Raw genomic sequence first — 25055 nt, forward strand, 5'->3', positions numbered from 1 at the left:
GATAGGCTCATTCCCATATACATACCGTAAAACTATTTTTATTCTTTCTTCTGCAGTAAATTTGGACATAAAAAAACCCCCGTAAACGTCAGATTGTGTCTAACATTTACGGGGCAGTTCAGTCTCGCCACTTGCTTCTTATATTTGAATTATTCGCAAACGGGAAGAATAACTTCCACAGTCGTTCCTTTCCCTTCAATGCTATTAATTCTTAGTTCACCATCATGACTTTCAATGATACTTTTCGAGATCATTAAACCGAGACCCGTTCCCTTCTCTTTCGTTGTGTAAAAGGGATTTCCTATTTTATGTAAAAGATGTGCCGGGATACCCGCACCCGTATCATGAAAAGCAATTAAAACTTTGGAGTCGAGTCTTGTTGTTTCAAGAGTAATCTTGCCACCGTTTCCCATTGCCTCGATCGCATTTTTGATAATATTTATAAATACTTGTTTTATTTTGTTCTCAACGCCATTAAAGAAAAGATTATGTATGGTTTGCTGGTTTATATGGTTGATTACAACACCGTGCAAATTGGCTTGAGCACTCATTAACATTCGTACATTTTCAAGTAATTCCTCTAAACAAACTTGTTTAAATTCATCTTCTGTTGGCTTCGCCAGCAATAATAATTCCCCAACAATCGTATTAATTCTTTCAATTTCTGATATCATAATTTCAACATAGTCACTTTCCGTTGAAAATTGATGGTTTAGCAACTGAGTAAAGCCTTTTAAACTCGTTAATGGGTTGCGTATTTCATGGGCGATTCCTGCGGCAAGCTCCCCAACAACATTTAACTTCTCAGATTGTTGGATAAACTCCTGGTTCCTTTTGATTTCTGTAATATCACGAATAACAATATGTAATGATTCCTCTCCGCCATAAACAAATGGAATAATCTTTACCTGAATATCAATAATGTCACCATTTAAACAAACAAATTTCTCTTCATAAGGCAACACCGGTAAACCAGCTTCAATTTCCTTATAGACCTTTTTAGCGCGCTCATGATAGGAAGGGTGAATAATATCATAGATGCTCATGCCGACTATTTCTTCTTTTGAATTTGCTTTTAATAATTCTACTCCTGTCTCATTAATAAATGTAATCTTATCACTCTTAACTTTTCTGACTATAATCGTTTCTGGGGCTTTTTCAACAAGTAAACGATATTTTTCCTCACTTTCATATAACTGATTAAGAGTTGCCTTCTTTTCTTCAATTTCTCGTTGGAGATCTTTATTGATTTTATAGAGTTCCTTTGTCCTTTCGACAACTAAGCTCTCCAACTGAGCAAAATGCTGCTTTCTTTCAGTAATATCTCTAATCGTACATACATATATTTTTTCATTTTCAACTTCTGCATCTGCAAGATGGACCTCAATTGGAAAAGCTGTATTATCCTTTTTTAAACCAACAGTATCGACATTTGCTCTTCTCGGGATATTGTCAATTGAAAATTCAAACAACACATCAACCCGTTCTCCAATTAATTCATTGCTTAAATAACCAAACATCATGGTCACAGCAGGATTTACGGAAAGAATTTCACCTTCTTCATTAAAGAAGACAATTGTATCAATAGAAGTCTCGCCAACTGCACGAGCCATTGCCTCTTTTTTTCGAAGTTCTATCGACACTGCTTCCAGTTCTTTCGTTCTTTTCGAAATCAATTCGCTTTGTTCAATTACTTTTTTCTTATGTAAATACATAGAAACAAAGGCATCAACCTTACTTTTAAAATGATCGGATCGACAGGCTTCAATATATAATCTATTGCTCCGACGGAATATCCATAGAGAATATTCTCGATCGTTTGACTTAAAGCGGTGATAAAAATTATTGGAACATCCTTTGTTTTCTCTCGTTCACGAATCATTTTTGCGGTTTCAAATCCATTTAGCGTAGGCATCTGTACATCCATCAGAATAACAGCAAATTTTTTCTTAAGCACCCATTTCAATGCCTCCATACCCGAATTTGCCTGGATGAGACAATACTCTGGCGAATCGAGCACCGCTTTTAAAGCCAGTAGATTTTCCGGTCGATCATCAACCAATAGGATATTGACGCGTCTATCCTCCATTACTCTCACACCCCTGTATCCTTTTGATAGATTTTTTCTTTATTATCGATCACTTGATATTGTAAATTTGTCATTCTATTCAATAGCCCTTCGCGACTCCCCAGTCCCAAAAATCCATTGTTGCTTAAACTATGAAAAAACAAAGAATGAACACGTTCCTGTAATGATCTATTAAAATAGATCAAGACATTGCGGCAAATAATCATATGGAATTCATTAAACGAACCATCTGTAACCAAATTATGTTGAGCGAAAGTGATATTTTTCGACAAACTCGCATCAAATTTGGCAAAATCTTTTTGAACTGTATAATAACCGGAGAAATCCTGTACCCCGCCGGAATTAACATAATTATTCGTATAATCCTGCATTTTTTTTAATGGGAATTCGCCTTTTTTCGCTGCCTCCAACACTCTTTCATTGATATCTGTCGCATAAATTCTTGACTTGTCAAAAAGGCCTTCTTCCTTTAAAAGGATTGCCATTGAATAAACTTCCTCACCGGTTGAACATCCAGCATGCCAAATTCGGATAAGTGGATACTTAGCCAATTTAGGCAGTATCTTTTTCCTCATCGTCAAGAAAAAGCTAGGATCACGAAACATTTCCGAGACATTAATGGAAAAATCAAAATACAGCTTCTCCATCATTTTAGGATCATGGAGAACCCGATCGAGCAGCTGAGTCACAGTTGCTATTTTCTCTACTTTCATGCGGTATAAAATTCTTCTCCTAATTGAAGTCATTGCATAATCTCTAAAATCAAGCCCGTAACATTGATAGATTCCTTCAAGCAAGAGTTTAATTTCAATAGTCTCCATTTTGCTACTCTGCTGAACATTCATTTTATCTACCTTTCACTTCAACGTCTAAGCTTTAGACGATAATTTTATTTATAAAGCCATACCTTTAATAATGAATATAGCTGCTCTAAATTAACCGGTTTCGTAATATAGTCGGACGCCCCAGCATCAATACATTTCTTGCGATCATGACTCATCGCCTTGGCGGTTAATGCGACAATTGGCAAATCAACAAAGCGCGCATCTTTACGAATCTTGCTCATCGCCTCATATCCGTCCATCTCAGGCATCATAATATCCATTAACACAATATCGACATCGTCGTGTTCCTGAAGATATTGAATCCCGTCTCTCCCATTTTCAGCAAAGGAAACGTTCATTCCAACCGCCTCTAATGCTGTTGTAAGCGAAAAAACGTTTCTCATATCATCGTCGACAACAAGAACCTTTTTTCCTACAAGATATTGATCCTGTACAGATTCGGTTAAAAGAGTTGGATCTGCAATTAATTGGGGGTATACTTCTTCGACAGTAACCGCAGCTTCTTGTTCGCTAATAAGTTTTTCTGGTAAATTTGAGATTGGTAGATAAAAGGTAAATATACTACCATTCCCCTCTTGACTAGTAACAGTTATGTATCCATTCAATAGGGCTGCCAGCTCACGGCTTATCGACAACCCTAACCCTGTGCCGCCATACTTGCGACTCGTAGTTCCGTCCGCTTGTTGAAAGGCTTCAAAAATAAGCTGTTGATTCTGTTTTGAGATGCCAATTCCAGTATCGGATACTTTAAACATGACATACGTTTCTCCCCAACTTCCAGCATGCTTTTTTACCTCCAGCTTTACAAAGCCTCGTTCAGTAAATTTAATCGCGTTGGAAAGAAGATTTTTCAAGATTTGATAAACCTTTTGCTCATCCGTATATAAAAATCTTGGAATCCCAGCTTCAATATCGATCTTGAATTGAATGCCTTTCTTTACGGCAAGCGGTTCAAATTGTTTAATTAAAGATTGTTCCAATTCACTCATATTCATTTCAATTTCATGAACGTCTAATTTCCCGGCTTCGATTTTCGTTAAATCGAGAATATCGTTAATTAAATTCAGCAAATCTTTCCCTGCTGCATATATCGTACTAACATACTCTTTTTGCTTGACAGTTAAATTTTCTTCTTTATTCTCGAGTAATATTTGCGCAAGAATAAGCAAGCTATTTAAAGGAGTTCTTAATTCATGAGACATATTCGCCAAAAATTCTGATTTATATTTAGAGCTTAATTGAAGCTGCTTTGTTCGTTCTTCCAACTCCAGTTTTGTATTTTCCAAATCCTTTGTTTTTTGCTCTGAATGTCTATATTGAGCCTCCAGCTCTTCATTCATTGTCCGCAGCTCCTCTTGCTGAAGCTGCAGTTCTTCAGATTGACTCTGTAATTCTTCATTGAGTGTCTGTGCCTCTTCTAACAAATTTCGCACCTGCATTTGTTGATTAATTCGATAAATGGTGATTCCAAGCTGCTTTGTAGCCTCCATAAGCAATTTTTCCTGCAAAGGTGTAAATTCGGTCAGCGTTGCCAGCTCCATTACCCCGACAACCTCCCCATCAAGATGAATGGGTACAATCATAATTGCATTCGGCTTTGCTTCACCAATGCTTGAGGAAATAGAAATGTAATTATCTGGAATATGAAAAAGCTGTTTGATTTTTCCATCTTTAGCACATTGACCAACTAACCCTTCTCCCCACTTAATTTTTTCCTTGCCTTCAAATTCTATATTTTCCGCACCTGCATAAGACGAAACCTGGGTCAAATATCGTAAGGATTGTTCGTCCTTCACAATGTACAGGGAACCGTATGTAGCATCTACCATCGGAACAATTTCCTGAAGATATGTATCGCCCAGCTTTAAAATATCGAGTATCTCCTGTGATAACATGGAAAGGTCAGCAAGTTGCTTTGCGAGCCAATTTTGTTCTTCAATCTCTTCGGTATATTCTCTTTCCATACGTTCATGATCCTCTAGCGCTTGCGCCATTTCATTATATGCCAAAGCAATTTCTCCGATTTCATCTTTTCCAGTCAATTTCAGTCTTGGTAGATTTTCCGATCCATATTGAATACTTTTCATCACATCCCTTATACTGCGAAAGCGGGTTTTAATATCGCGAATGACCCACTTGGAAACAACATAACCAAAAATCAGTGCAATCATAATAGACGAGATGCTTATTTTGATAAAGAGATCATAAGTGGCTTTCGAATTGTCCAATGTGTCTTCCATAATCCCTTCCTGAATGGAAATCAACTCATCAATAACTGTGACAATTTGTCCATATTGCTCACTAGCCATTGAATCGATCCCAAAAACCGCATTGGTGCCATTATATAATACTCGTGAAAGACTCTCCTCAACTGTCTTTTCATACGAATCTACTTGAGAAATCAGCGTATTTAATAGCGCTTTTGCTTCTTGCGCCTTGATGATATCCTTCAATACTGCAATATCATCATCAATCCCAATCATTGCTTCACGAATGCTTAAGACTTTTTCCTCTTTATCTTTATCAGCACTCTGAAGTAAAATCGTTAATTCATTATCAATGTTCTTCGTACTTGAACGAATATGATTAAGTAATTTTATTTTTTCATACCTATCCTCAACTAAATTATGTATATCTTGATTTTGATGATTGAGAATTCCGACAATAAGTGCAATCATGACAGTTACCAATAAAATCATTAATCCAAAGCCAACATATAATCTTGTTGTATATTTCATCCAAAGCTACCCCTTTTATTTATTGTTTTTCTCTAATTTCTCCATTGCATGACATATAAATCATCAATTCTACTATTTTCCCTCTTTATTTAAAAGTAAACCCACTATGACTTCTATTTTATATAAATTTGCTGAATTTTGTATGCAGTTTTTTCATAAATCCCCTTTGTCCATCTAAGCCCATTTCGGCTTTGTTGCATTGAGAAGAGGGAAACAGACAAGCTTGCTCTTCCTTTTTGACTTGGCAAAGCGGATTTTTTTTTACGATCCGTTTATTCTTTCTTAAGGTTAACTTGCATGAGTTAAAAAGAGACGTGTACTCACAAAACATGCTCAGCAACAGCCGATTTATTAACTAGATGCTCAAAGGGTGGAAATATGAGAAAAATTGAGGATGTCGCATTTAAAGATAGCCGTGGTCAGAGCTCGACTAGCCAGAGGCAATAAGTGGCCATCGCCTTGAAAGACAAATGTGATTCATTTGAAGTGTTTTTAAATACAATCTTTACGATATTGATGAAATACAAAAAACGATTAAACGAGCAGAACAAAGCCCCTTAACGCTTTTTATTGCTTCCAGCTTCACCAAAGTCCTTTTTATCATGACTCTGTTATATGTTAGTATTGATACTTGCCGCATTTTCTATCTGATTTCAGTATAACTAAAAAGACGTGTGAAACCTTGATTTCACACGAAATAAGCCTTTGAGCAACAATATTGTTAAGCAATCCTTTACTATAAAAAGCGGATCATGATTAAGCTCACGATAGAGACTACAACGGAAGCAAATAACCCTGTTAAAAATGGTTTGTATCCAAGCTTAACGAATCCTTTCAAATTAACCTGCAATCCTACTGCTGCCATCACCATGACAATGATAAATTTCGCAAAGTCATTGCTAAATGCTTGAAGCCCTTCAGAAAAAAAACCAAGAGAATTCAAAATGCTCATAAATAAAAACCAAAGAATAAACCATGGAAAAGCATTTTTCAAAGAATTTTTGACACTCCCTTTCTTTTGATTGCTCATTAAAGCAGGCAAAATAAGAATTACCGGGAGCAGAAATAGTGTCCGTGCCAATTTTACAGTTGTTGCAACATCTCCTGCTTCACTGCTGTATGCAAAACCTACTGCAACTGCGGAAGAAGTATCATGAACAGCGGTACCACTCCATATTCCAAAATCAATTGCATTGAAATTTAGTAATTGACCGACAAAAGGATAAACGAAAAAAGCAATTAAATTGAAAAAAACAATCGTTGAAATAGCATAAGCGGTTTCATCCTCCTTCGCGTCCAGTATCCCCTTTACACAAGAAATAGCTGTAGTTCCACAAATACTTGTCCCAATCCCGATCATCAGCGTAAGAGTGCGATCGAGCTTAAGTAATTTTCCAAACCAGTAGGTAAGTGCAATGCCCAAAATGACTGAAGTGACAACTACTATAATGGACTGCCGGCCAATGTCTACTATGGCATTTAAATTCAAGCTTATTCCTAATAAAACAACAGCCAATTTTAACAGCTTTGTCACAACAAAGGTTATTCCTGATTGATAGATGGGGGAAACATCCCATAAACTTCCTAAAATGAGTCCTAAAATAATGGCAAATAAAATACCTCCAACTAAAGGAAAAAGACTTCCTAAATAATGGGCAACGATCGCAATCACAACAACAAGGATCATACCTCTTAATCTTTTCTTCCACTTTGTGTTCAAATCTTGATGTATAAACAAATTTTCCACTACTCCCCTAATAGACGCACGAAACAAATCGATATTTTTATATCATACACATAAAAAAGGGTATCAAAGAATTGACTTCTTTAACACCTTTTTTTCTGTTACGACTTGCTGTAGCCGTTCTAATCAGTAAAAATTGATAGATTTTTTAAGAATTTTATAACATAAGAGCTATCAGTAAAAACCTGAACAGCACCTCTATCAACCTCTTAAATGAATCAAGCTCGACCATCGATAACTTCGCGCTCTAGCCCAGTCGTCACCTCAATATGTTTATATAGTAATCACTTTTGCTCTTCCGGATTTTCTTCAAAAATTTATTAAATGGTGCGATAAACCAAAAAAATATTAGAGAACCCTAAAAAAATAAAGTCAACCATCTTAATGGTCAACTTCATCCTTTTCCGTTAGTTCGAGTTCAGCTCTCATTCTTTCTTCTTCTTCATCAACACTAATTCGCGCGATTTGTTCGACCAATTGATGGTGAACAAAGTCCATGTCCTCCTGACAGTGAAACGGTTGCTTTTTTTTCATGTCAGTCACTCCCTCTTTGCTGTGATTCTGCTTGTTTATAGAGTCACCTTGAGACATTATATTTATTCATAAGCAGCACTTGAACATGTTTACTTGAAAGGCATCCCAATAAGTTGAGAAATGGCGCGACAAAATTTATGCCAATTTTCAGGGAAGGTGTGCAAGCCCTCACTTTCATATAGCTTTCCTTTAGTTTTAAGGATGACAGACCAGCTTATACCGTCTAATACGAGAGCCTCAGGCTGATAATCCCGCTCCCAATTCCATATTTTCAATCGAATTACTTCTTTTTTAAACTGTTCAACATTGCCAATATATATCGTTTTCTCTTCTCGATCCTTTTGCATTAAACTGGCGTTTCTCCATTCAAACATATAAAAACGCTGATGTACAAAATCAACTTCAACTTTAAAAGATGGGCCTGGAAACCTGCCGATCATTGCAGTTAAGGATTGAAGCTCCTTTTCTTCCCTGATTGACACAATATCTCCTGTAACCGAAAATAAATCTTTTTTTCTAGTCACGACAGATTTTACTTGAGAAACTTGAACGGGGTTTTCTTTTCCACTTTTACTAGTCCAGTTCCTTTCGTTCATTTCTTCGCAAATTGTGTGAAAAGAAACAGGTCCCTTTTTTTCTAAAATATCAATAATAACTTCATACATATTCATCACTAAACCCATTCCTTCGAATTCTATATTATTAAAATGCTCTATATTTTAAATATATCTGAATAGAATTATAAAGCATTTTTTCAAATTTGACTGTAACAAAGTGCACGCTGACAAAAAATAGCAGATTTAATAATAACATTATCACACTAAATCTTTACTTCATTTCATGCAAAGATCAGCTTTCACATCGCAGCAACAACCATAATTGGGCCCATTAAACGAGCATTAATCATCAACTATTGATTTATCGCAATAATTTCATTAAAAATTCAGAAATTTACAGATGATTGGGCATAATTTTCTCCATTGCACACCTTATCGTTCCATCCATTTTAATCCAAACAATTAGACAAAAGCCTTATCTATCATAAAAATGACAAAAGGCTTTGAGAGCTTTCCTCAAAACCTTTTATGAGCTAATTATCCCGTTAACTCGGCGCTTGACTCACCTTCAGCATCAAAATTTCTTCTTCTGTTTTCGCTATTTTCAGCAACTGACTGTCCAGCCTCTTATTCACTTCCTGAAGATGCTGTCGATACACCCCTTCAATTCTATTTATCGCCTCATTGATGACCTCTGACAATTTCTCAGTCGGTTGCCCTTCTAAGCGAAAGAGAATATCTTTTATATCCGTTATATCAATTTGATTGACGATGACTCGATGCTCAACACTATCTATTTTTTCGAGCTTTGCTAACCTCTCATCGATTGCCTGCAGTTTCGTATCAATTGTCGCACTCATCTGATTTAATAAAGCGAGTACTCCTTGCAACTCTTTTTCCATCTCACTTACTCCTTTCTAATATAGATATTGTAACATTTACATGGTAAAAATATTGTTACAATAAAAAGCTATTTCGTTTGACAATTTTTTAACTTTTTTACTTATCTGTTGACAATAAAGGTGATTTCAACAAGCACAAACAAATAACCTTTATTTTTTACTCAGGCTCTGTTATATGTCGGTGTTGATTTTTGGCTCCATGTGAAACCAAAGTTTCACATGCCTTTCAGTATAGCTGAAAGGTCTTCTGATTCCATGAAACGATAAGAGAAATCTCTTTTTCTCCTATCGTTTCATGGAATCAGAGAGAAAATGAGCCCAAAATCAGTTAAAAAACGTAATAACGAAATTATTATGGTACTATGAACAAACTTTTTCGATAAACTTTTGGTATTAATAAATAGAAGTGCATTTCAAGTAAGTTCTCGAAAGGAGCGAAATTAATCCATGGAACGGTCATTGCTGCAGCGCATTAAATCAGGTGATAAAGATGCTTTTCGAACCTTTTACAATCAACAGATTGATAAAACGCTTCGCGTTGCAATATTAATCACGAAAAACCATGAACTCGCTAAAGAAGCTACCCAAGAAACATTTATACGGGTTTATCGAAACCTCTCTTCCTATGATGCAAGCAAACCCTTCGATCCTTGGTTTTATCGAATTTTGACGAATGAATGCTACCGTATTATGAAGAAAGAAGCAAAAATAAGCACTCAACACGCTTATATTGATCCTGATATAAAAGACAGATCGATTAAAACCGATGATTACTCGGAATTGAATGAAGCGATTCAGTCGCTCAATGAGCTATACCGAATTCCTATTATTTTGAAATATTTAAAAGGATTTTCAGAACGAGAAATTTCAACTGTTTTAGAAACAAATCAGAATACGATCAAATCACGCTTACACAAAGGTAGAGCATTATTAAAGAATTATTTGAACGATCTCGAAGAAAGGGGGAAAAAACATGTTTAATGACGAGGATAAAAAAATTGAGGAGTGCTTAGGAGATATGTCAAACTTCGACCCCAAAGAAAAAGAAGAGATTTGGAACAATATCGAAAAAGAATTGTTTATCGATGAAAAAAAATCGAAACCACCGAGGCAGAAAAAATGGGGGTTATTAGTTGCAGCTGCTGCTGCTACATTATTCATCGCCTTTTCTTCACAGACCGATACGGGAAATGCTTTAGTTGATAAGATGAAAACAGTATTTGAACCTGGCACGGTCAGCGCTTTAGTGGACAAAGTAAAATCAATGTTTGAGCCTAAAAAAGAAATCGTCCAAAGCATTGAAGGAATTGATGAGGATACGAAGTTAACATTAAATGAAGGAAAAGAAGCGGAGTATATTATCTATATAGATGAAGAGCGCTATGTAATGAACAGAACAGATGATGGGGACATTATTACGCCAAAAATCCCCCTTGATGCGCAATATCCTGAAGTTTCCATGGCCATTAGGCAGCAAAAGGATGTTCCAGCAAGTAGCGCATTTCAAAAATTAAAAGAAGACATTTTAAGAGATTATCCGTATCTAATTCTTGAGGAAGAAACGAATGAACCCCTATCAGGCTTCGTTCTTTTAGCAAAGAAAGACGGACATGACTGGGATAACGAATTGACCAAAGTATATGTTCTTGATAACGGTGCTGGCGGAAGCTTTATCATTCAACAAAAATATTTTTCTGAAGCCGAAGAAGGACACGGAACTCGATTTGATGCGATGCTAAAAGAATTTCATATTGTCAAAGATTGATACGGCATAAAAGGGCAGTTATCATTTTGTTGTTGATAACCGCTCTTTTTTATCAAAAAAAACAAGTAAGAAATGATGCTATTCAATGGCTTCATATCGGCACTTCAAAGACCACCTTTGTACCCTTTTCAACTTCCGAATAAATTTGCAGCATTCCATTAACAGCGCGAGCTCTTTCTTCCATGCTAAAAAGACCAACACCTCGCTGGACTTTATCCTGTTCAAAGCCTTTACCAAAATCCTCTACCAGCACTCTAATCGAGTTATCTAATTCTCTAATCGTTACAATTGCCTTATCTGTTTCTGCATATTTACGCGTATTTGTTAACGCTTCTTGAATAATTCGGTATATCGCGACTTCCTTGTTAGATGGAATTCTTCTATTTAAATGACAATCCAATTCCACATCGATGCCATAATGCTTAGAATAGCGAACTAAATAGGAACGAATTGCAGGAATAAGCCCTAAATCATCAAGAACGGAAGGGCGCAGCTCCCATGATATTTTGCGAATTTCTTCAATTAATTCGGCAGCTTCATCTCGAAGTTGATCAATAAGAGGATGGTTGAGTTCCGACTGAAGAAGATTGATTGTGATAAGGTGACTATACAAGTTTTGACCAATGCCATCATGAAGTTCGCGAGAGAGTTTTTTTCTTTCATCTTCTTGCACGTCAATTAATCTCGTCATCATTTTCTTCAATTCTTCTTCGATTTTCATTCTTTTCGTAATTTCATAACGGATCGCTAAATATTGATAAGGTCGACCGTGTTCATTTAAAAAGGGGACAATTGTAGTATCAACCCAATAATAATTTCCTGTTTTCGCTTTATTGCGAATTTCTCCCTTCCACACTTTTCCTGATGAAATTGTTCTCCACATCTCCCGAAAAAATTCCTTCGAGTGAAATTGAGAATTTACGATACGGTGATCCTTCCCGATCAATTCTTCTCTTGAATAAGCAGATATTTCACAAAATTTATCATTAACATATTGAATAATGCCTCTCTGATCCGTATACGCGACAATCGCAGATTCATCTAAAGCATATTTTAAGTCTAATAACTCTTTAAACGGCTGGGAAAAATTGGAGTCAATATTCATTGTTCCACCTCTATTCATTCAGCAGCTAATTATCTTCTCAATTTTATTTGAAGCCGCTTGTACAATTAATACATCTTCTCGAGAAAGTTGTTTGTTGGAACGGTTACCCACTAATAATACACCTTTTGCAGCTTCCTTATAGTAAACAGGAACAGCGTGTGAATAAACTAGTTTTTCTGCAAGCATAATCGGGTATTCTAATACCTTGCCGATAATATGATGGGGAAAATCTTCAATCGTCATCGCTCTTCCAGTCGAAATAACTCTACCCGCAATTCCTTTGCCATATCTGACAGAAATCAGTTTATATTTTTCATTATGGTTACCGGCAGCAATATGCCATTTAATATCAGGTCCAATTGTATTCTGAAAAGCAAACCCAACGAAGTCACAGTTAATTTCTTTCTTAAGTTGCTTGCACTCTTGTAAAATAGGCTCATAATTTTTACTTTTATTAAACATGGCGATCTTCCTTTACAAAAAATGACCTAAAAGCCCCTTCTTTAAAGCAAAAGCAACAAGTTCAGGCCTCGTCTTCATATGAAGTTTCTCCATTATGTTTCCTTTATGCGTTTCAACTGTTTTAACACTGATCGCTAACTTTTCTCCAATTTCTTTATTCGAGTAACCTTTCGCGATTAATGTTAAAACTTCCCGTTCACGATCGGATAATAGATGAATTAAATCCCCATCTTCTTCCCTTGTACTACTTAAATACTCTTCCATCAATCTTTTCGTCGCAGAAGGATGAAGATAGGCATCTCCGTTTGAGACAGATTTAATTGCTTGAATCAATTCCTCATGGGGGGCACTTTTTAAAATACAGCCAGAGGCGCCAGCTTGAATCGCTCGAAATAAATATTCTTCATCATCATGCATCGTCAAAATCAAGATGGCAATTTCCGGCATTTGCTTTTTTAATTCTGAGGTCGCTGAAAGTCCGTCTTTGCCATGGGGCATGCTTAAATCCATGACCACAACATTCGGCTTTAATTCGTGGGCTTTTTCAATTCCTTCATTTCCTTCAGAAGCCTCACCAACTACCTCCATATCAGCGTGATGATCTAAAAGCATTTTTAAGCCCATCCTAACGACAGCATGATCGTCTACAAGCAAAATTTTAATCAAACCTTCTCCCCCTCCCCATTGACATTAGAAGCAAACCCCAACTCCAAACGAATTGTCGTCCCCTTTCCTAACTGTGAAGTAATGATGCAGTCTCCACCAATCAGCTTCATTCTTTCTGCCATCGCCGCCAACCCATGACTTTCTATATGTGCATCGACATCAAATCCAATTCCAAAATCCTGAATCAAAATTTGAACACGATGATGCTCCCAATTCAATTGAAGCTTTATTTTAGCAGAATCCGCATACTTGGCAATGTTCGCCAAAGCTTCTTGACACACACGGAAAAGTCCAATACGATGATTCACCGGCAGAGGAATTTCTTCTCCAGCTTGTTCGATGTCCACAACGATTCCGAACGTGGAAGTATACAACTTCAAGTAGCTTTGCAATGCCGGGAAAAAACCAATCGTTGAGAGTGTGGGTGGATGCAGTTCTACAGAAAGATAACGAATTTCTTGAATCGTTCTTTCTAATACTTCAGCCATCTCGCGAACGTAATTTTTCATTTTTATATCTTCAGTACTTGTTTCTAACAATTGAATACCAGTATAAATACTGAATAATGTTTGAGCCACTCCTTCATGGAGTTCTAATGCAATTCTCTTAATTTCATCTTCTGATGACTGGAGTAAATATTGATTAATATTTCTTTCTGGGCCACGCTCCATTATGCAATTTCACCCCTTAAGGTCCAGTGATTCTTCTCTTATAACTATAACATCCGAGCGAGACTTTCGCGAAGCAGAATTCAAATTGACAACTAAAACGTCTTCTGAGTCTTCTATTCATGTCGATATGAGTTCATTCAGTTTTCGTTAAATCAAGATAATGTCCAGAAAAAAAGAAAATCCCCCATTTTTAGCATCATTAAGTCACTCAGCCAATTAAAATTAGAAAGGGAGATTTTCTATATATAAATTAGACCATGACTATCCAGCATGTTCTCTCCATGGATCGTGTGGTCCTCATCCAAAAAACACAACTTACTGCCCAATCGCTAAAACTAGCAAGCCAACCTTCCTTTCAGTACAGGCGATTCCAGTTCTCTTCATTAATGGTTTTAATCCGTTACGTAACAGCTAAATCTAACTAAAAAAGGAGAAAGGGTCTGCTTTATCCTTAATATCTACTAACAACCTTAATTAATGGAATAGAAAAAGCTGAAATCAAAAAGTCGTTTTTTTTGACGGCTTTTTGATACAGCTTCTTAAAAGCAGTTACGTTAAGAAGCTTGTTCAATATTTAAATCAAGCCCTTTTTTTCGCTGATAATAAAACCAGTTAAGAATAAATGAAATGACATAAATAGCAATAAAGAAATAAAAGGCTGATACCGGTGATCCTGTCGTGCTTGTTGACCAGCCGAAAAGCTGCGGAATAAAGAATGAACCGTATGCTGCAAACGCTGCTGTAAATCCTAATACTGGTGCAGCTTCCTTAGCTGGGAAAATAGACGGGATCATTTGGAAGGTTGAACCCGAGCCAATTCCAGAAGCCAAAAATAGAATTAAGAACGAGATTAAAAAGCCTGAGAATGTTTTTGCATTTGTGAAATAAATAACTCCAATCGCACCAATTGTCATCACAATAAAAACCCAGGTAGTTACAAGTGCACCGCCAAGCTTATCAGAGAGCCAACCCCCAACAGGTCTTGCTGCTGCAGCTAATAAAGCCCCAAGGAAAGCCAGTGAAATATATTCTGGGAATTGCGATTTCAACAAGAGCGGAAATGCTGCTGAATACCCAATAAATGAGCCAAATGTGGCAACATATAATATTGTCATAATCCAAGTGTGCTTACGCTTCACGATAACAAACTGATCTGCTACAGATTGAGTAGTATTAGGAAGATTATCCATTCCAAAATAGGCTGCAATCGTTACAATCGCAATAGGAATCACCCAGATAAAGGCTGCATTTTGTAGCCAAACCGTCTCTCCATTCGATAACACTTGACCTTCTCCCATGAACGCAAAAGTACTCGTTGCAATAATAAGCGGGGTAACAAATTGAACAACTGAAACCCCCATATTTCCTAAACCACCATTAATGCCAAGGGCTGTTCCTTTCTCTGCTTTTGGGAAGAAAAAGCTTATATTTGAGGAAGATGATGAAAAATTTCCTCCTCCTAGTCCGCAAAGTGCCGCTAACACTAACATGACAGTATAAGGTGTATCTGGATTTTGAACCGCCATACCAATTCCGATAGCAGGAATGGCTAATACTGCTGTGGAAATAACAGTCCAGTTTCTACCACCGAATTTGCCAACAGCAAATGTATAGAAAAATCTTAAAGTCGCACCCACCAATCCTGGAATCGCAGCAAGAGTGAACAATTGCTCTTCAGTATACGTAAAACCGATATCATTTAAACGGACAGCTACGACGGACCAAATTTGCCAGACAACAAATGCAAGCATTAACGAAGGAACAGAAATCCATAGATTTCTTTTTGCATGTTTTCGACCAGTTTCTTTCCAAAACTTTGGATCTTCTGGATTCCAACTTGTAATTCGTGCTTCTTTACTCATGACACTCGTACCCTTCTTATTATATATTTTAAATTGCCTAAGCGATCAGTAGCTGTCCAGTTATCGCTTTCTATTATAACCTCAGCGTTTAGGGGAATAGCGAAAAAATTCTGATGTTCAAAATAAATTCGCAAATGAGTTTGATCTGGACAGACCCCAATCCTCTTTATTTCTTTCTGAACAAAGGGAGCACGCTCCTCTCCCTCTATATCCTGGATCGCAACTTCAACTGTTTTAAACAAATAATGCTGTTGTAGAAAATCGCGATTAATCACAGCTATTACATCCCTTCTGAACAGGATAGACATACATTTGATAACCTTGTAAAAACTCCCAAAAATGCTCTGAAGCGTGCTCTTCCAAAAATTGAATGACCTCTGACTCCGACTGCCACCTACTCATCCCTTTTACCTCAGCGACAACTACTTCAGCCTCTTCGATTTCTTTTTCGTCTAAGTACCAATGAAGCTTTGTTCCTTTAAAAAGGGACTGCAATATTTGCTCGATGTCATTTCCAAAATTACCGCTTGCCTTGCGAATAAAGCAAAAATCTAAAAATGTTTCACTAATCATTTGCCATCACTTCACTTTGCTTCCTGTCGCGTTTATAAACGAAAAGAGCAATAGGAAAGACAAGAAGATTTAACAGACAATAAAGGAGCGCCCCCTCGTAATTTTCAAATTTGAATTGATGGACCATTTTTTGTGTGAACACTATATTTAACATGAGACAGATTAATAGCAATATAAAGTTTACTAGTCTATGATTCATAACGTTTCACCCTAACAGCGTAAACCGCTCCGTTTTCTACAGACACTTCAATTGTTGGCAATGGTCGTCTTGGTGGTCCAGCAGTTGGATTCCCTGTTTCTACATCAAACTTCCCATGATGGCATGGACAAAGCATCTCTCCTTTTTCCTTTTCCCAAAAAACCGGACATTGTAGATGAGTACATGCACTGTTATAAGCAACGTATTTTTCCTCGGACAGACGAATTAATATCGCATCATCATGCTCTCCTGGAAATTTGAATTCAACTGCTTCTCCCACGCCAATTCTATCAATATCTGTAATTTTCTTATGAGGATATTCCTTTTCGCTTAATCCTAATAGCTCTTTCGCTGCCACTGCTCCCCAAGGAAGCGACGACACTGCAAATACACCGGCAGCGCCGACCAATGTTTTCATAAAACCGCGTCTATCTAATTTTCTTTCATTATTGCGTTGAATATTATGCGTGTAATTATCTTCTGGAAAGGGGATTTTATTATTTTTTTCCGACATGACGATCCCTCCTAAAACAATTTCGTGACGCCTTGCAAAATACCTGGCAGATTCACGCGTACATTTGTTTCACTCTCTAAAAATGGTAAACTTGTGACCCATTTTCCATTGTCGAGGTTAAATTGTTTCTGTTTCGCTTCAATCTCTTCATCCGTCAGCCACTGCAAAGTGTTAGATGGACATACACTTGCACACATGGGTGGAATCCCATCCTTCGTTCTGTCGATACAAAGGTCACATTTATACATTAAATTTTGCTCTGTATCAAACTTTGGTATTCCGTATGGGCAAGCAATCGTACAGTTTTGACAACCAATGCACTTTTCCACTAACGCCGATAAAACAGCACCTGTTTCATGAATTTGAATGGCTTGTGCTGGACAACTTCTCGCGCAAGCTGGATTCACGCAATGAAGGCACATGAGAGGCATCGTTTGCCGATTTACAAGTGGATTGACGTCATAGACATAGTTTCTATTTCTCTCTTCATGACCTCCGCACTGTGTGCATGCAGCTAAACAAGAGCGACAGCCAATACAATTTTCTAGTTCTAAATAGAGCCTCTTCTTCATTTATTACACCTTCTTTATTGATTGTTTTTCGATTTGTGCTGCACAAGCCTTAAATTCTGGCATTCTCGACATTGGATCAAGTGCCGGATTTGTTAAGAGATTAATGGACTCTTTATGACCGAAGTGATAAGGAACAAAGACTGTATCACTCCGAATTGCTTCCGTTATCTTAACCTTGTATACCGCTTCCCCTCTGCGTGTAAACAGACGTACCCGTTCTTCATGCTCAATATTGTACTTTTTTGCTGTCTCCGGATGTACCTCCACATATGGCTCAGGGCACATATCTCGTAAAAATTGAATTCGTCTTGTCTGATTCCCTGACAGGTAGTGATACACGACTCGTCCAGTTGTTAATCGGAGCGGATACTGTTCACACGGCTCTTCAGCTGGTGGTCTGTATGGAAGCGCACAAATTTTTGCTTTTCCATCAGGGTGATAGAATTTCTTATCTAGGAACATATGCGGTGTTCCTTCATCTTCTTCACTCTTACAAGGCCAGAAAACGCCGTCTTGCTTTTCGATTTTTTCCCAGGTAGCACCAGAATAATCAGCATAGCCACCTTTTGTCGCACCTCTGAATTCATCCGCTACATCACGGGCCGTTTTCAAATGAGAAAAGTATTTTCCTTTTCCTAACCGTTCAGCTAGTTCCACTTGAATTTGCCAGTCTGGCTTTGATTCCCCAAGCGGCTCTTGAGCTTTGTTAATTTTAATAATACGACCTTCTAAATTCGTAACAGTTCCTTCATCCTCGGACCATGTTACAGTTGGCAAAATGACATCTGCAAATTCAGCTGATTCTGATAAATAAAAATCTGAACACACCATGAAGTCCAAATTTTTCATTGCATTACGAACAAAATTTAAATTTGGTGCGGATACAGCTGGGTTTGAACAAAGAAGATATAGTCCACGAATAACTTTTTGATCCATTAATTCGAACATTTCATATGCAGATACACCTGGTTTCGGCATTTCTTCTGGTGTAATTCCCCAAAATTGACATACCTCTTTGACATGCTCAGGGTTGGTAATTTTTCTATAACCTGGTAATAAATCTGACTTCTGACCATGTTCACGTCCGCCTTGACCATTCCCTTGACCAGTAAAAGTAGCAACACCAGATTTTGCTCGCCCAATTTTTCCTGTTACTAGTGCCATATTTGTATACGCTGAAACATTGTCGACACCTTTATGCTGCTGTTCGATACCGCGGGCAAACATGACAACAGCGTTTGGTGCTTTTCCATAGAGCTCCGCAGCACGAATGATTTTTTCAGGCGCAACGCCGGTAATTTCACTCGTATATTCTGGTGTAAATTGCTTCACTAATTCCTTCGTTTCTTCAAATCCGTTTGTGTGATTCTGAACAAACTCTTCATCAGCAAAACCATTTTCGATTAATAGGTTAAGAATTCCGTTTGCAAGTGCCAGGTCTGTACCAGGTCTTAAATCTAGATGGACATCTGCTCTTCTTGCAATCGGGGTTTCACGCGGGTCGGCAACGATTAAGTAGCCGCCTCTTTCTTGAACATTCCAGATTCGGAACATTGAAGTAGGATGGCACTCTGCAGTATTACTTCCTGCAATAAATAAACAATCTGTTTCATGAATATCTGTCCACGGTAATGTCGACCCTCTATCTACTCCGAAGGAACGAAGGAATCCACCAGCAGCACTGGACATACAAAAACGACCATTATAATCAATGTAGCGAGTTCCTAGAGCTACTCTGGCAAACTTTCCTGTTAAATAACATTTTTCATTCGTCATTGACACTCCACTGAAAACAGATAAACTATCATTCCCATAGTCTTTTTGGAGCTTCTGGAAATTTTTTACGATATGATCATATGCCTCTTCCCATGTTGCTTCACGGAAGCCTAATTTTGTACCTTTGAGCGATTTATCATCACGAATTAACGGTTTTAGAAGTCTATCATCATGGTTCGTTTGTTGATAGGCAGTAACTCCTTTCGGACACATTTTTCCGACTGTTACCGGCCAGTCATAACGAGGTTCCACCCCAATAATTTTATTTGTCTTTGTATTGACCCTTAAATTCATCCCGCATTGCATTCCACAGTAACTGCAATGAGTTCTTACTAACGTTTCATTCGGATGATGCAAATTATCAACTTCTTTAAAAAACTTATCCCTTTGCATTCTGGTTAGCCTCCTTAACTTTTACTTCATGTGTAGGGAACCCAGAAAATTGGGCAATTCGATATTTCCTTCGACACGGTAAGCAAAGCTCTGCTAAATGGAAATCTTCTTTCTTAAATTCAATTTCATTGATACCAAGTACTTGAACAACATCCTTTGATTGCTCAGAGGAAACAAATTCATCTCCACAAATCTTGCAGGCCTTCATTGATTGTTCCCCGTAGTGTTCACGATAATTTCGGGCAAAAACACTTAATGGTCGGAACGGAATATGAGCCAACTTTCCAAAAGGCAAGTAAATCATTGTGACGACCACGGAATATTGATGAATCAGACTCATTACGTAATGTCCCCAGCCGTGGAGAAATAGATTACTTACTGTAAGGAGCAAGCCTGTAATACTGATAAAAAGCAATAAGTAAAGTGGTAAGAAATCATAAATGAATTTTTGCTCCGCACGAGCCTGCATATTTTTAATTCGTCTATATAAAGCCATGCATACACCAGCAATGACCATGAATGCAGAAATATTTAACGCATTATAAGAAAGATTGGCTATTAATCCATCTGCCTTTACAGTCATAATGTCCATTCCCATTAAAACAATCGTGTAATAACCATTTTCCGGCATCGTAAAGTACATCCACCCAAAAACAAGCGGGAATGTCACTAAACAAGAAAGAAGGCAACCCCAACCTATTAAAAAGTGTTGTGTCCAGCGGTATATCCCGCGATTCCAGATAAATCGATAGGTCGCTAACTGCTCAACCGAAGTCTTTGGTGTGGATTTTCTAAATAAGAGCTTTATTCCTTTTTTGATGATAATCTTCGTTGGGGGTCTTTCTCCCCAAGCAATAAAGCGGTAAAAGAACCCCCCAAGAAATACGATCGTTCCAACCATATAACCATATAAATTTAAATCGACATGTGTGAACATCCTTGTGCCAATAAATGTTAAAATGCTGAGCACTAATACTGACAAAAACATTGATTTCGCAAACTTTGAGGCAAATGCGCTATTTACCGGGTGCTCCGCTTTTTGATTTGAAACCATTTTTGCTTCCATATTGATCCTCCTTGTTCCAATTGCTTAACTTTATTGTAAAATCAGTTCTCTTTTTCTCGTATCGGGAGATCTCCCTACTGAAAGGAGGAAATTCCCTTAGTCGTCGATTTAAGCTGAATTCGCAAAAAATTAAGCTGCCAAAAACGTTGATACAATAGGATTTCTGAGAGGTTGACGATATTGTGTCAATTTTGTTAAGCATTGCACAAACTCGAATGAAGATATACGTATGAAGCTACCTTTTCCTTTTTCAAGCTGCTAGATTTACCTTATTGCCTTTGTGAAATTTGCGATTTATTTAACGTTTTCTTCCTCTTGGATATTCAATGAAAGCCGTGTCTCTTTGTTCAAAAGTCAATAAATATGAAAACGATACCATCCATTAAAGCAACAATAACAAAAAAAGCAAGGAAAGAAAATTTCATTTTTCCTTCCTTGCCTTCATTTAGCATTTAATCACCGAATGTTCAATTCGAAACTTTTATATTTATAAATACTTTTTTAGAAGAAGCTTCTCTTCACAAAGCTCTTACTTTAATTGTTTTCACGAGGCAATCACCCTTACTTATGATAGAAAAATAGATTGCGTTTTAACCATTTTTGCTTTCATTTTTTTATTGAAGTAACTCTCCAACAAAAATGATGTAGGCAAGAAAAGCTGTCAAAACAAGTGAAAAACCAACAGTAAAGATGCTGCGAAATACACTGCTCCAATTATTAACACCGGTAAATCCAATGATTCCTATGATGAGCACAATTAACGTAAAATAAAACAACAATTGTAAAGGATGGATACCTATCCATCTAAGGATCCGCTCTTTTAGCGAATTTGAAGACGCAAGCAAAATAAAACCAATAGTGTAGAAAGTTAAATAAAAGGACAAGCGATTACAGAATGTTCCCATTCGCCTATACCTCCTTATTTACATGAGGCCATGTGAGAGCAAACCGCACATTTATTCCTCAGTACAGGGAGAACTCCCCGATAAATCTTTGCCCAATGATTCTCGGCATCGGAGGAAGGGAAACCACAGTAAGTGCCCCAGTCGGCTCTTCTTGATAGCTTTTGTCCCTAATTGTATAAAAACCATTTTCCTTAAGCTTAAAAAGCTCTTCTTCCGTTCCTTTTAACACAACCTTGCTCATTCCCGATTGATACCATTCCACAAAATAATCGAAGTAATCAGGGAATTGGCAATTGCTTGCACTGACCATATTAATCGTGGAAATGGTTGCAGCGTGGGCTACTTGGGCTGCCACCTTCCCTGCTTCCATTTTCAAATCATGATTCACTACAAAATATTGAATGATTTCGTTATCCACTGTACCACCCCTCTGACAGCCTCCAAAATTCAACCTATATTATGTATACGGTATTCGGTAAATATTTATGAATTTTTCATTTTCTGACTAAATCCAACTATTGCAAATCGATGACAAACTTTACACTTCTGAAACTTGCCCCACTTGTAGCAACGGTTTAAAGACACTGGAAAATTGTAGAGGATGTTCCTCTCAATCTATCATGATACTGTATATAAGAATGTTGAAGGAGGTTTATAGTATGAAAAAAATCATTTCATTTGTCGCATTTTTAACTATCATCTTTGCTGGAGTAGGAAGCGGTCTAGCAGCAACACACACTGTCAACAAAGGTGATACTTATTGGAAAATCGGAATTCAATATGGGGTACCAGTAAAAGCATTGATGTCAGTTAACAATGCGGCAAATAGCACTTTAGGGATTGGACAAAAATTAACAATTCCCGCATCCTCAGTGACAAGTTCAGAAAAAGATTTATTAGCGAGGCTTGTTGAAGCAGAAGCGAAAGGCGAGCCGTACGCAGGAAAAGTGGCCGTTGCAACTGTCGTTTTAAATCGCGTCGACAGCAATCTTTTCCCAAATACAGTAAGTGGGGTTATTTATCAATCCAGTCAATTCACACCAGTAAGCAATGGTCAAATCAACAAGGCTGCAAGTACTGATTCGAAGAAAGCAGTTAATGAAGCTCTTGCTTTCCGTGGCCAAGGCAGCGGTTCCCTCTACTTCTATAATCCTGCCAAAACAACAAATACATGGCTACGTTCAAAAACAACAACGATCAAAATCGGAAATCATGTCTTTGCAAAATAAGCACCCGCATGGGTGCTTATTTTTATGAATTCCGCTGCACAATAATCACTTCATAACCTTTGTTTCTTGCCTCTTGAGCTAGCTGCTCGGCATTTTCCCTGATTGAAAATGCGCCAATTTGTACTTTATAAAGCCCATCCTCCTGAAAGATATGAGTCGTAAATCCGCTCGTAGCAGCACGTCTCGCAAGCTGAATTGCATTTTCTCCGTTTTCAAAAGCGCCGATCTGAACACGATAGAGCGTTCCTGGATTTGAATTCGTTTTTTTTCGCAATTGAAAAGCTTTTTCAAGCCCAATGACATGCCCTCGAGCAATGCTGGCTCGAAAACTAGCATTCTGCAATCTTGATGCGTCGGTTGCATGGTCGATAAAGCCGTTCTCCGTTAGTAGAGCAGGCATTCTAGTTTCACGAAGCACATGAAAATTAGCTGTTTTCATCCCTCGATCTCGAAATAAACTCTCCAAGGCAATTTCTGGGTGAATTATGCTTTGGTATCTTGCTGTTTGTGTGGGAGCACTAGTATGTCGAAAACTCTCAAAACCTGTACCGCCACCAGCATTAATGTGGATCGATAAATAATAGTCTGCTCCCCATGAATTTGCATCGTTTGTTCTCTGAGCGAGACTAACTGTCACATCACCAGTTCGACTCATTCTCACTTCAACGTTTTCATATTCATTTACTAATATATCCCGTACTCTCACAGCTATATCTAATGTTAGGGTTTTTTCTTGCAGCCCATTTCCTTGTGCTCCTGGGTCAGATCCTCCATGGCCTGGATCTAAATAAATTTTGACCATAATCATCACCTCTCTTGATTATATATGATGAAGTACGATTTTTTGCTTGTACCATTATCCAATCAAAGCATGATTCGTATAAAAGATATTTTCTTCATTTATAAATATGGCTATATGTGAATTGATGTACTTCATCAGAAAGATGAATTTTACAGCGGAACGCTCAAACCTTTTAAAGAAAATCGGACTGCAATAGAAAAACCGGGCAGAACATATAAAAAACATCATGACAAAAATTAGTTTTTACCAACTATAAATAGCAAATAATAGATTTTCAACAGCTTTCTTTAGGTTAATATTTTGGCTAACAGTTATGTTGGGAAAATTTTTTTGCAAAATCTTACTCTACCTGGAAAGGTGTTTCCAATCCTGCTTGCGATTCATATTTTCCTTTTTGAAATCTATCAATTGAAATAAAAATATCATTTTCAAACTTTTCACCAGAATCTATAAAAACATTCGTTCCCTACTTCCTGATTAATATTTTGGTTTATTTAATTCGTTCATTAGTCTGGTCATGATTCGAATCTCAACTTTCTTCTAAAATGTTAAACCAATCGACCTCAACATCATTTAAAGATTTGATATTATGACCGTTATTTCTCACACATTCCCCAGAAGCAGATTTATAAGAATTGTCCTACAGTTATCGCCGTTCCGCTTTAAATAGTAATCGAAGAAAAACGAGCAATAAAATGGATAATTATTCCTTACTTATTTTGTAACAATTATCATCAAATAATTATGTTATCATCATATACACAGTGTTAATGTATCAAAATAACCTTTTTCTTGATTGTGTAAAACTTTTTAGGCAAATGTGAATAAATGATCAAAAGCTTCGTTTCATTATTTTGAGCTTTGTTAAACAATTTTGTTGATACAACGATTTTTGGTTCATATCGTGTGAAACCAAGGTTTCACGCGCCTTTCAGTATAACCGAAAAGTCTTCTGATTCCATGAAACGAATTGTCTGCAGCATGATTTCAGACATCTTTATTTTTTTGATTAAGTTTGTGAATTTATGAACATTTTGTGACAATTTTTCGAATCTTTTATGTTTTTATCAAGCACTTTCGGGAAAA

25 protein-coding genes are annotated in these 25055 nt (G+C 37.2%); 3 read left to right on the top strand and 22 right to left on the bottom strand.

The window, feature by feature from the left end:
• Window positions 1-149 precede the first annotated feature (149 nt).
• From FCJ93_RS05030 to FCJ93_RS05060, 8 genes are all read right to left on the bottom strand, one after another.
• Window positions 150-1715 (bottom strand): PAS domain S-box protein, encoded by a 1566-nt coding sequence (locus FCJ93_RS05030; RefSeq protein ID WP_137743072.1) that lies wholly within the window; start codon window positions 1713-1715, stop codon window positions 150-152.
• A complete protein-coding gene (locus FCJ93_RS05035; protein ID WP_137743073.1) occupies window positions 1691-2089 on the bottom strand; it encodes a response regulator in 399 nt (132 codons plus the stop codon). Before FCJ93_RS05035 ends, FCJ93_RS05030 begins: the two co-directional genes overlap by 25 nt.
• Before the next feature lie 5 nt (window positions 2090-2094).
• Entirely contained in the window at window positions 2095-2910 is an 816-nt protein-coding gene (locus FCJ93_RS05040) for a CheR family methyltransferase (RefSeq protein WP_235879419.1), read from the bottom strand.
• A gap of 68 nt (window positions 2911-2978) precedes the next feature.
• The gene (locus FCJ93_RS05045) at window positions 2979-5672 is read right to left on the bottom strand and encodes a response regulator (RefSeq protein ID WP_137743074.1); all 2694 of its coding nucleotides are present in this window, start codon (window positions 5670-5672) and stop codon (window positions 2979-2981) included.
• 736 nt (window positions 5673-6408) lie between these two features.
• Entirely contained in the window at window positions 6409-7410 is a 1002-nt protein-coding gene (locus FCJ93_RS05050) for a YeiH family protein (RefSeq protein ID WP_095306347.1), read from the bottom strand.
• Between the two features lie 387 nt (window positions 7411-7797).
• Complete coding sequence (locus FCJ93_RS24780) at window positions 7798-7950, bottom strand: hypothetical protein (protein ID WP_170211211.1); 153 nt, start codon at window positions 7948-7950, stop codon at window positions 7798-7800.
• An 89-nt stretch (window positions 7951-8039) separates the two neighbouring features.
• Window positions 8040-8621, bottom strand: a complete 582-nt coding sequence (locus tag FCJ93_RS05055; RefSeq protein ID WP_095306239.1) for a hypothetical protein — start codon at window positions 8619-8621, stop codon at window positions 8040-8042.
• Window positions 8622-9052: 431 nt separating this feature from the next.
• Complete coding sequence (locus FCJ93_RS05060) at window positions 9053-9409, bottom strand: hypothetical protein (protein WP_095306240.1); 357 nt, start codon at window positions 9407-9409, stop codon at window positions 9053-9055.
• Window positions 9410-9856: 447 nt separating this feature from the next.
• On the opposite strand from FCJ93_RS05060, the gene FCJ93_RS05065 reads away from it, so the two are divergent.
• Window positions 9857-10390, top strand: a complete 534-nt coding sequence (locus tag FCJ93_RS05065) for an RNA polymerase sigma factor (RefSeq protein WP_137743075.1) — start codon at window positions 9857-9859, stop codon at window positions 10388-10390.
• Window positions 10383-11174: a hypothetical protein gene (locus FCJ93_RS05070; RefSeq protein ID WP_137743076.1), complete on the top strand. Its 792-nt coding sequence runs from the start codon at window positions 10383-10385 to the stop codon at window positions 11172-11174. Before FCJ93_RS05065 ends, FCJ93_RS05070 begins: the two co-directional genes overlap by 8 nt.
• A 91-nt stretch (window positions 11175-11265) precedes the next feature.
• On the opposite strand, the gene FCJ93_RS05075 is transcribed toward FCJ93_RS05070, so the two are convergent.
• The 13 genes from FCJ93_RS05075 to FCJ93_RS05140 all read right to left on the bottom strand — a co-directional run bounded on the left by FCJ93_RS05075 (window position 11266) and on the right by FCJ93_RS05140 (window position 22356).
• Window positions 11266-12279 carry a PAS domain-containing sensor histidine kinase gene (locus FCJ93_RS05075; protein ID WP_235879421.1) on the bottom strand — a complete coding sequence of 338 codons (1014 nt, stop codon included), beginning with the start codon at window positions 12277-12279 and terminating at the stop codon, window positions 11266-11268.
• An 18-nt stretch (window positions 12280-12297) separates the two neighbouring features.
• Window positions 12298-12741, bottom strand: a complete 444-nt coding sequence (locus FCJ93_RS05080) for a GAF domain-containing protein (RefSeq protein WP_095306243.1) — start codon at window positions 12739-12741, stop codon at window positions 12298-12300.
• A 12-nt stretch (window positions 12742-12753) separates the two neighbouring features.
• Entirely contained in the window at window positions 12754-13407 is a 654-nt protein-coding gene (locus FCJ93_RS05085) for a response regulator (protein ID WP_137743077.1), read from the bottom strand.
• Window positions 13404-14078 carry a sensor histidine kinase gene (locus FCJ93_RS05090; protein ID WP_137743078.1) on the bottom strand — a complete coding sequence of 225 codons (675 nt, stop codon included), beginning with the start codon at window positions 14076-14078 and terminating at the stop codon, window positions 13404-13406. Before FCJ93_RS05090 ends, FCJ93_RS05085 begins: the two co-directional genes overlap by 4 nt.
• A 554-nt stretch (window positions 14079-14632) precedes the next feature.
• The gene (locus FCJ93_RS05095; RefSeq protein WP_095306245.1) at window positions 14633-15940 is read right to left on the bottom strand and encodes a NarK family nitrate/nitrite MFS transporter; all 1308 of its coding nucleotides are present in this window, start codon (window positions 15938-15940) and stop codon (window positions 14633-14635) included.
• Complete coding sequence (locus tag FCJ93_RS05100; RefSeq protein ID WP_095306246.1) at window positions 15937-16215, bottom strand: hypothetical protein; 279 nt, start codon at window positions 16213-16215, stop codon at window positions 15937-15939. Before FCJ93_RS05100 ends, FCJ93_RS05095 begins: the two co-directional genes overlap by 4 nt.
• Window positions 16208-16513, bottom strand: coding sequence for a hypothetical protein (locus FCJ93_RS05105; RefSeq protein WP_095306247.1), 306 nt, complete (start codon window positions 16511-16513; stop codon window positions 16208-16210). The genes FCJ93_RS05100 and FCJ93_RS05105 overlap by 8 nt, the downstream gene beginning before the upstream one ends.
• A 188-nt stretch (window positions 16514-16701) precedes the next feature.
• Complete coding sequence (locus FCJ93_RS05115) at window positions 16702-17226, bottom strand: QcrA and Rieske domain-containing protein (RefSeq protein ID WP_095306249.1); 525 nt, start codon at window positions 17224-17226, stop codon at window positions 16702-16704.
• An 11-nt stretch (window positions 17227-17237) separates the two neighbouring features.
• Entirely contained in the window at window positions 17238-17798 is a 561-nt protein-coding gene (locus tag FCJ93_RS05120; RefSeq protein ID WP_095306250.1) for a 4Fe-4S dicluster domain-containing protein, read from the bottom strand.
• Between the two features lie 3 nt (window positions 17799-17801).
• Complete coding sequence (locus tag FCJ93_RS05125; RefSeq protein WP_137743079.1) at window positions 17802-19967, bottom strand: molybdopterin oxidoreductase family protein; 2166 nt, start codon at window positions 19965-19967, stop codon at window positions 17802-17804.
• The gene (locus FCJ93_RS05130; protein ID WP_095306252.1) at window positions 19954-21033 is read right to left on the bottom strand and encodes a hypothetical protein; all 1080 of its coding nucleotides are present in this window, start codon (window positions 21031-21033) and stop codon (window positions 19954-19956) included. Before FCJ93_RS05130 ends, FCJ93_RS05125 begins: the two co-directional genes overlap by 14 nt.
• A 614-nt stretch (window positions 21034-21647) precedes the next feature.
• Complete coding sequence (locus FCJ93_RS05135; RefSeq protein WP_095306253.1) at window positions 21648-21938, bottom strand: hypothetical protein; 291 nt, start codon at window positions 21936-21938, stop codon at window positions 21648-21650.
• 58 nt (window positions 21939-21996) lie between these two features.
• Window positions 21997-22356, bottom strand: coding sequence for an aminoacyl-tRNA hydrolase (locus FCJ93_RS05140; RefSeq protein WP_095306254.1), 360 nt, complete (start codon window positions 22354-22356; stop codon window positions 21997-21999).
• 241 nt (window positions 22357-22597) lie between these two features.
• Between FCJ93_RS05140 and FCJ93_RS05145 the strand changes: the two genes are divergently transcribed.
• Complete coding sequence (locus FCJ93_RS05145) at window positions 22598-23167, top strand: cell wall hydrolase (RefSeq protein ID WP_137743080.1); 570 nt, start codon at window positions 22598-22600, stop codon at window positions 23165-23167.
• A 22-nt stretch (window positions 23168-23189) separates the two neighbouring features.
• Here FCJ93_RS05145 and FCJ93_RS05150 read toward each other — a convergent pair whose 3' ends face one another.
• Window positions 23190-23969 carry an N-acetylmuramoyl-L-alanine amidase gene (locus tag FCJ93_RS05150; protein WP_095306256.1) on the bottom strand — a complete coding sequence of 260 codons (780 nt, stop codon included), beginning with the start codon at window positions 23967-23969 and terminating at the stop codon, window positions 23190-23192.
• Window positions 23970-25055: the final 1086 nt, after the last annotated feature.

The organism is Robertmurraya siralis (genome assembly GCF_005502275.1).
GTDB classification, from domain to species: domain Bacteria; phylum Bacillota; class Bacilli; order Bacillales; family Cytobacillaceae; genus Robertmurraya; species Robertmurraya siralis.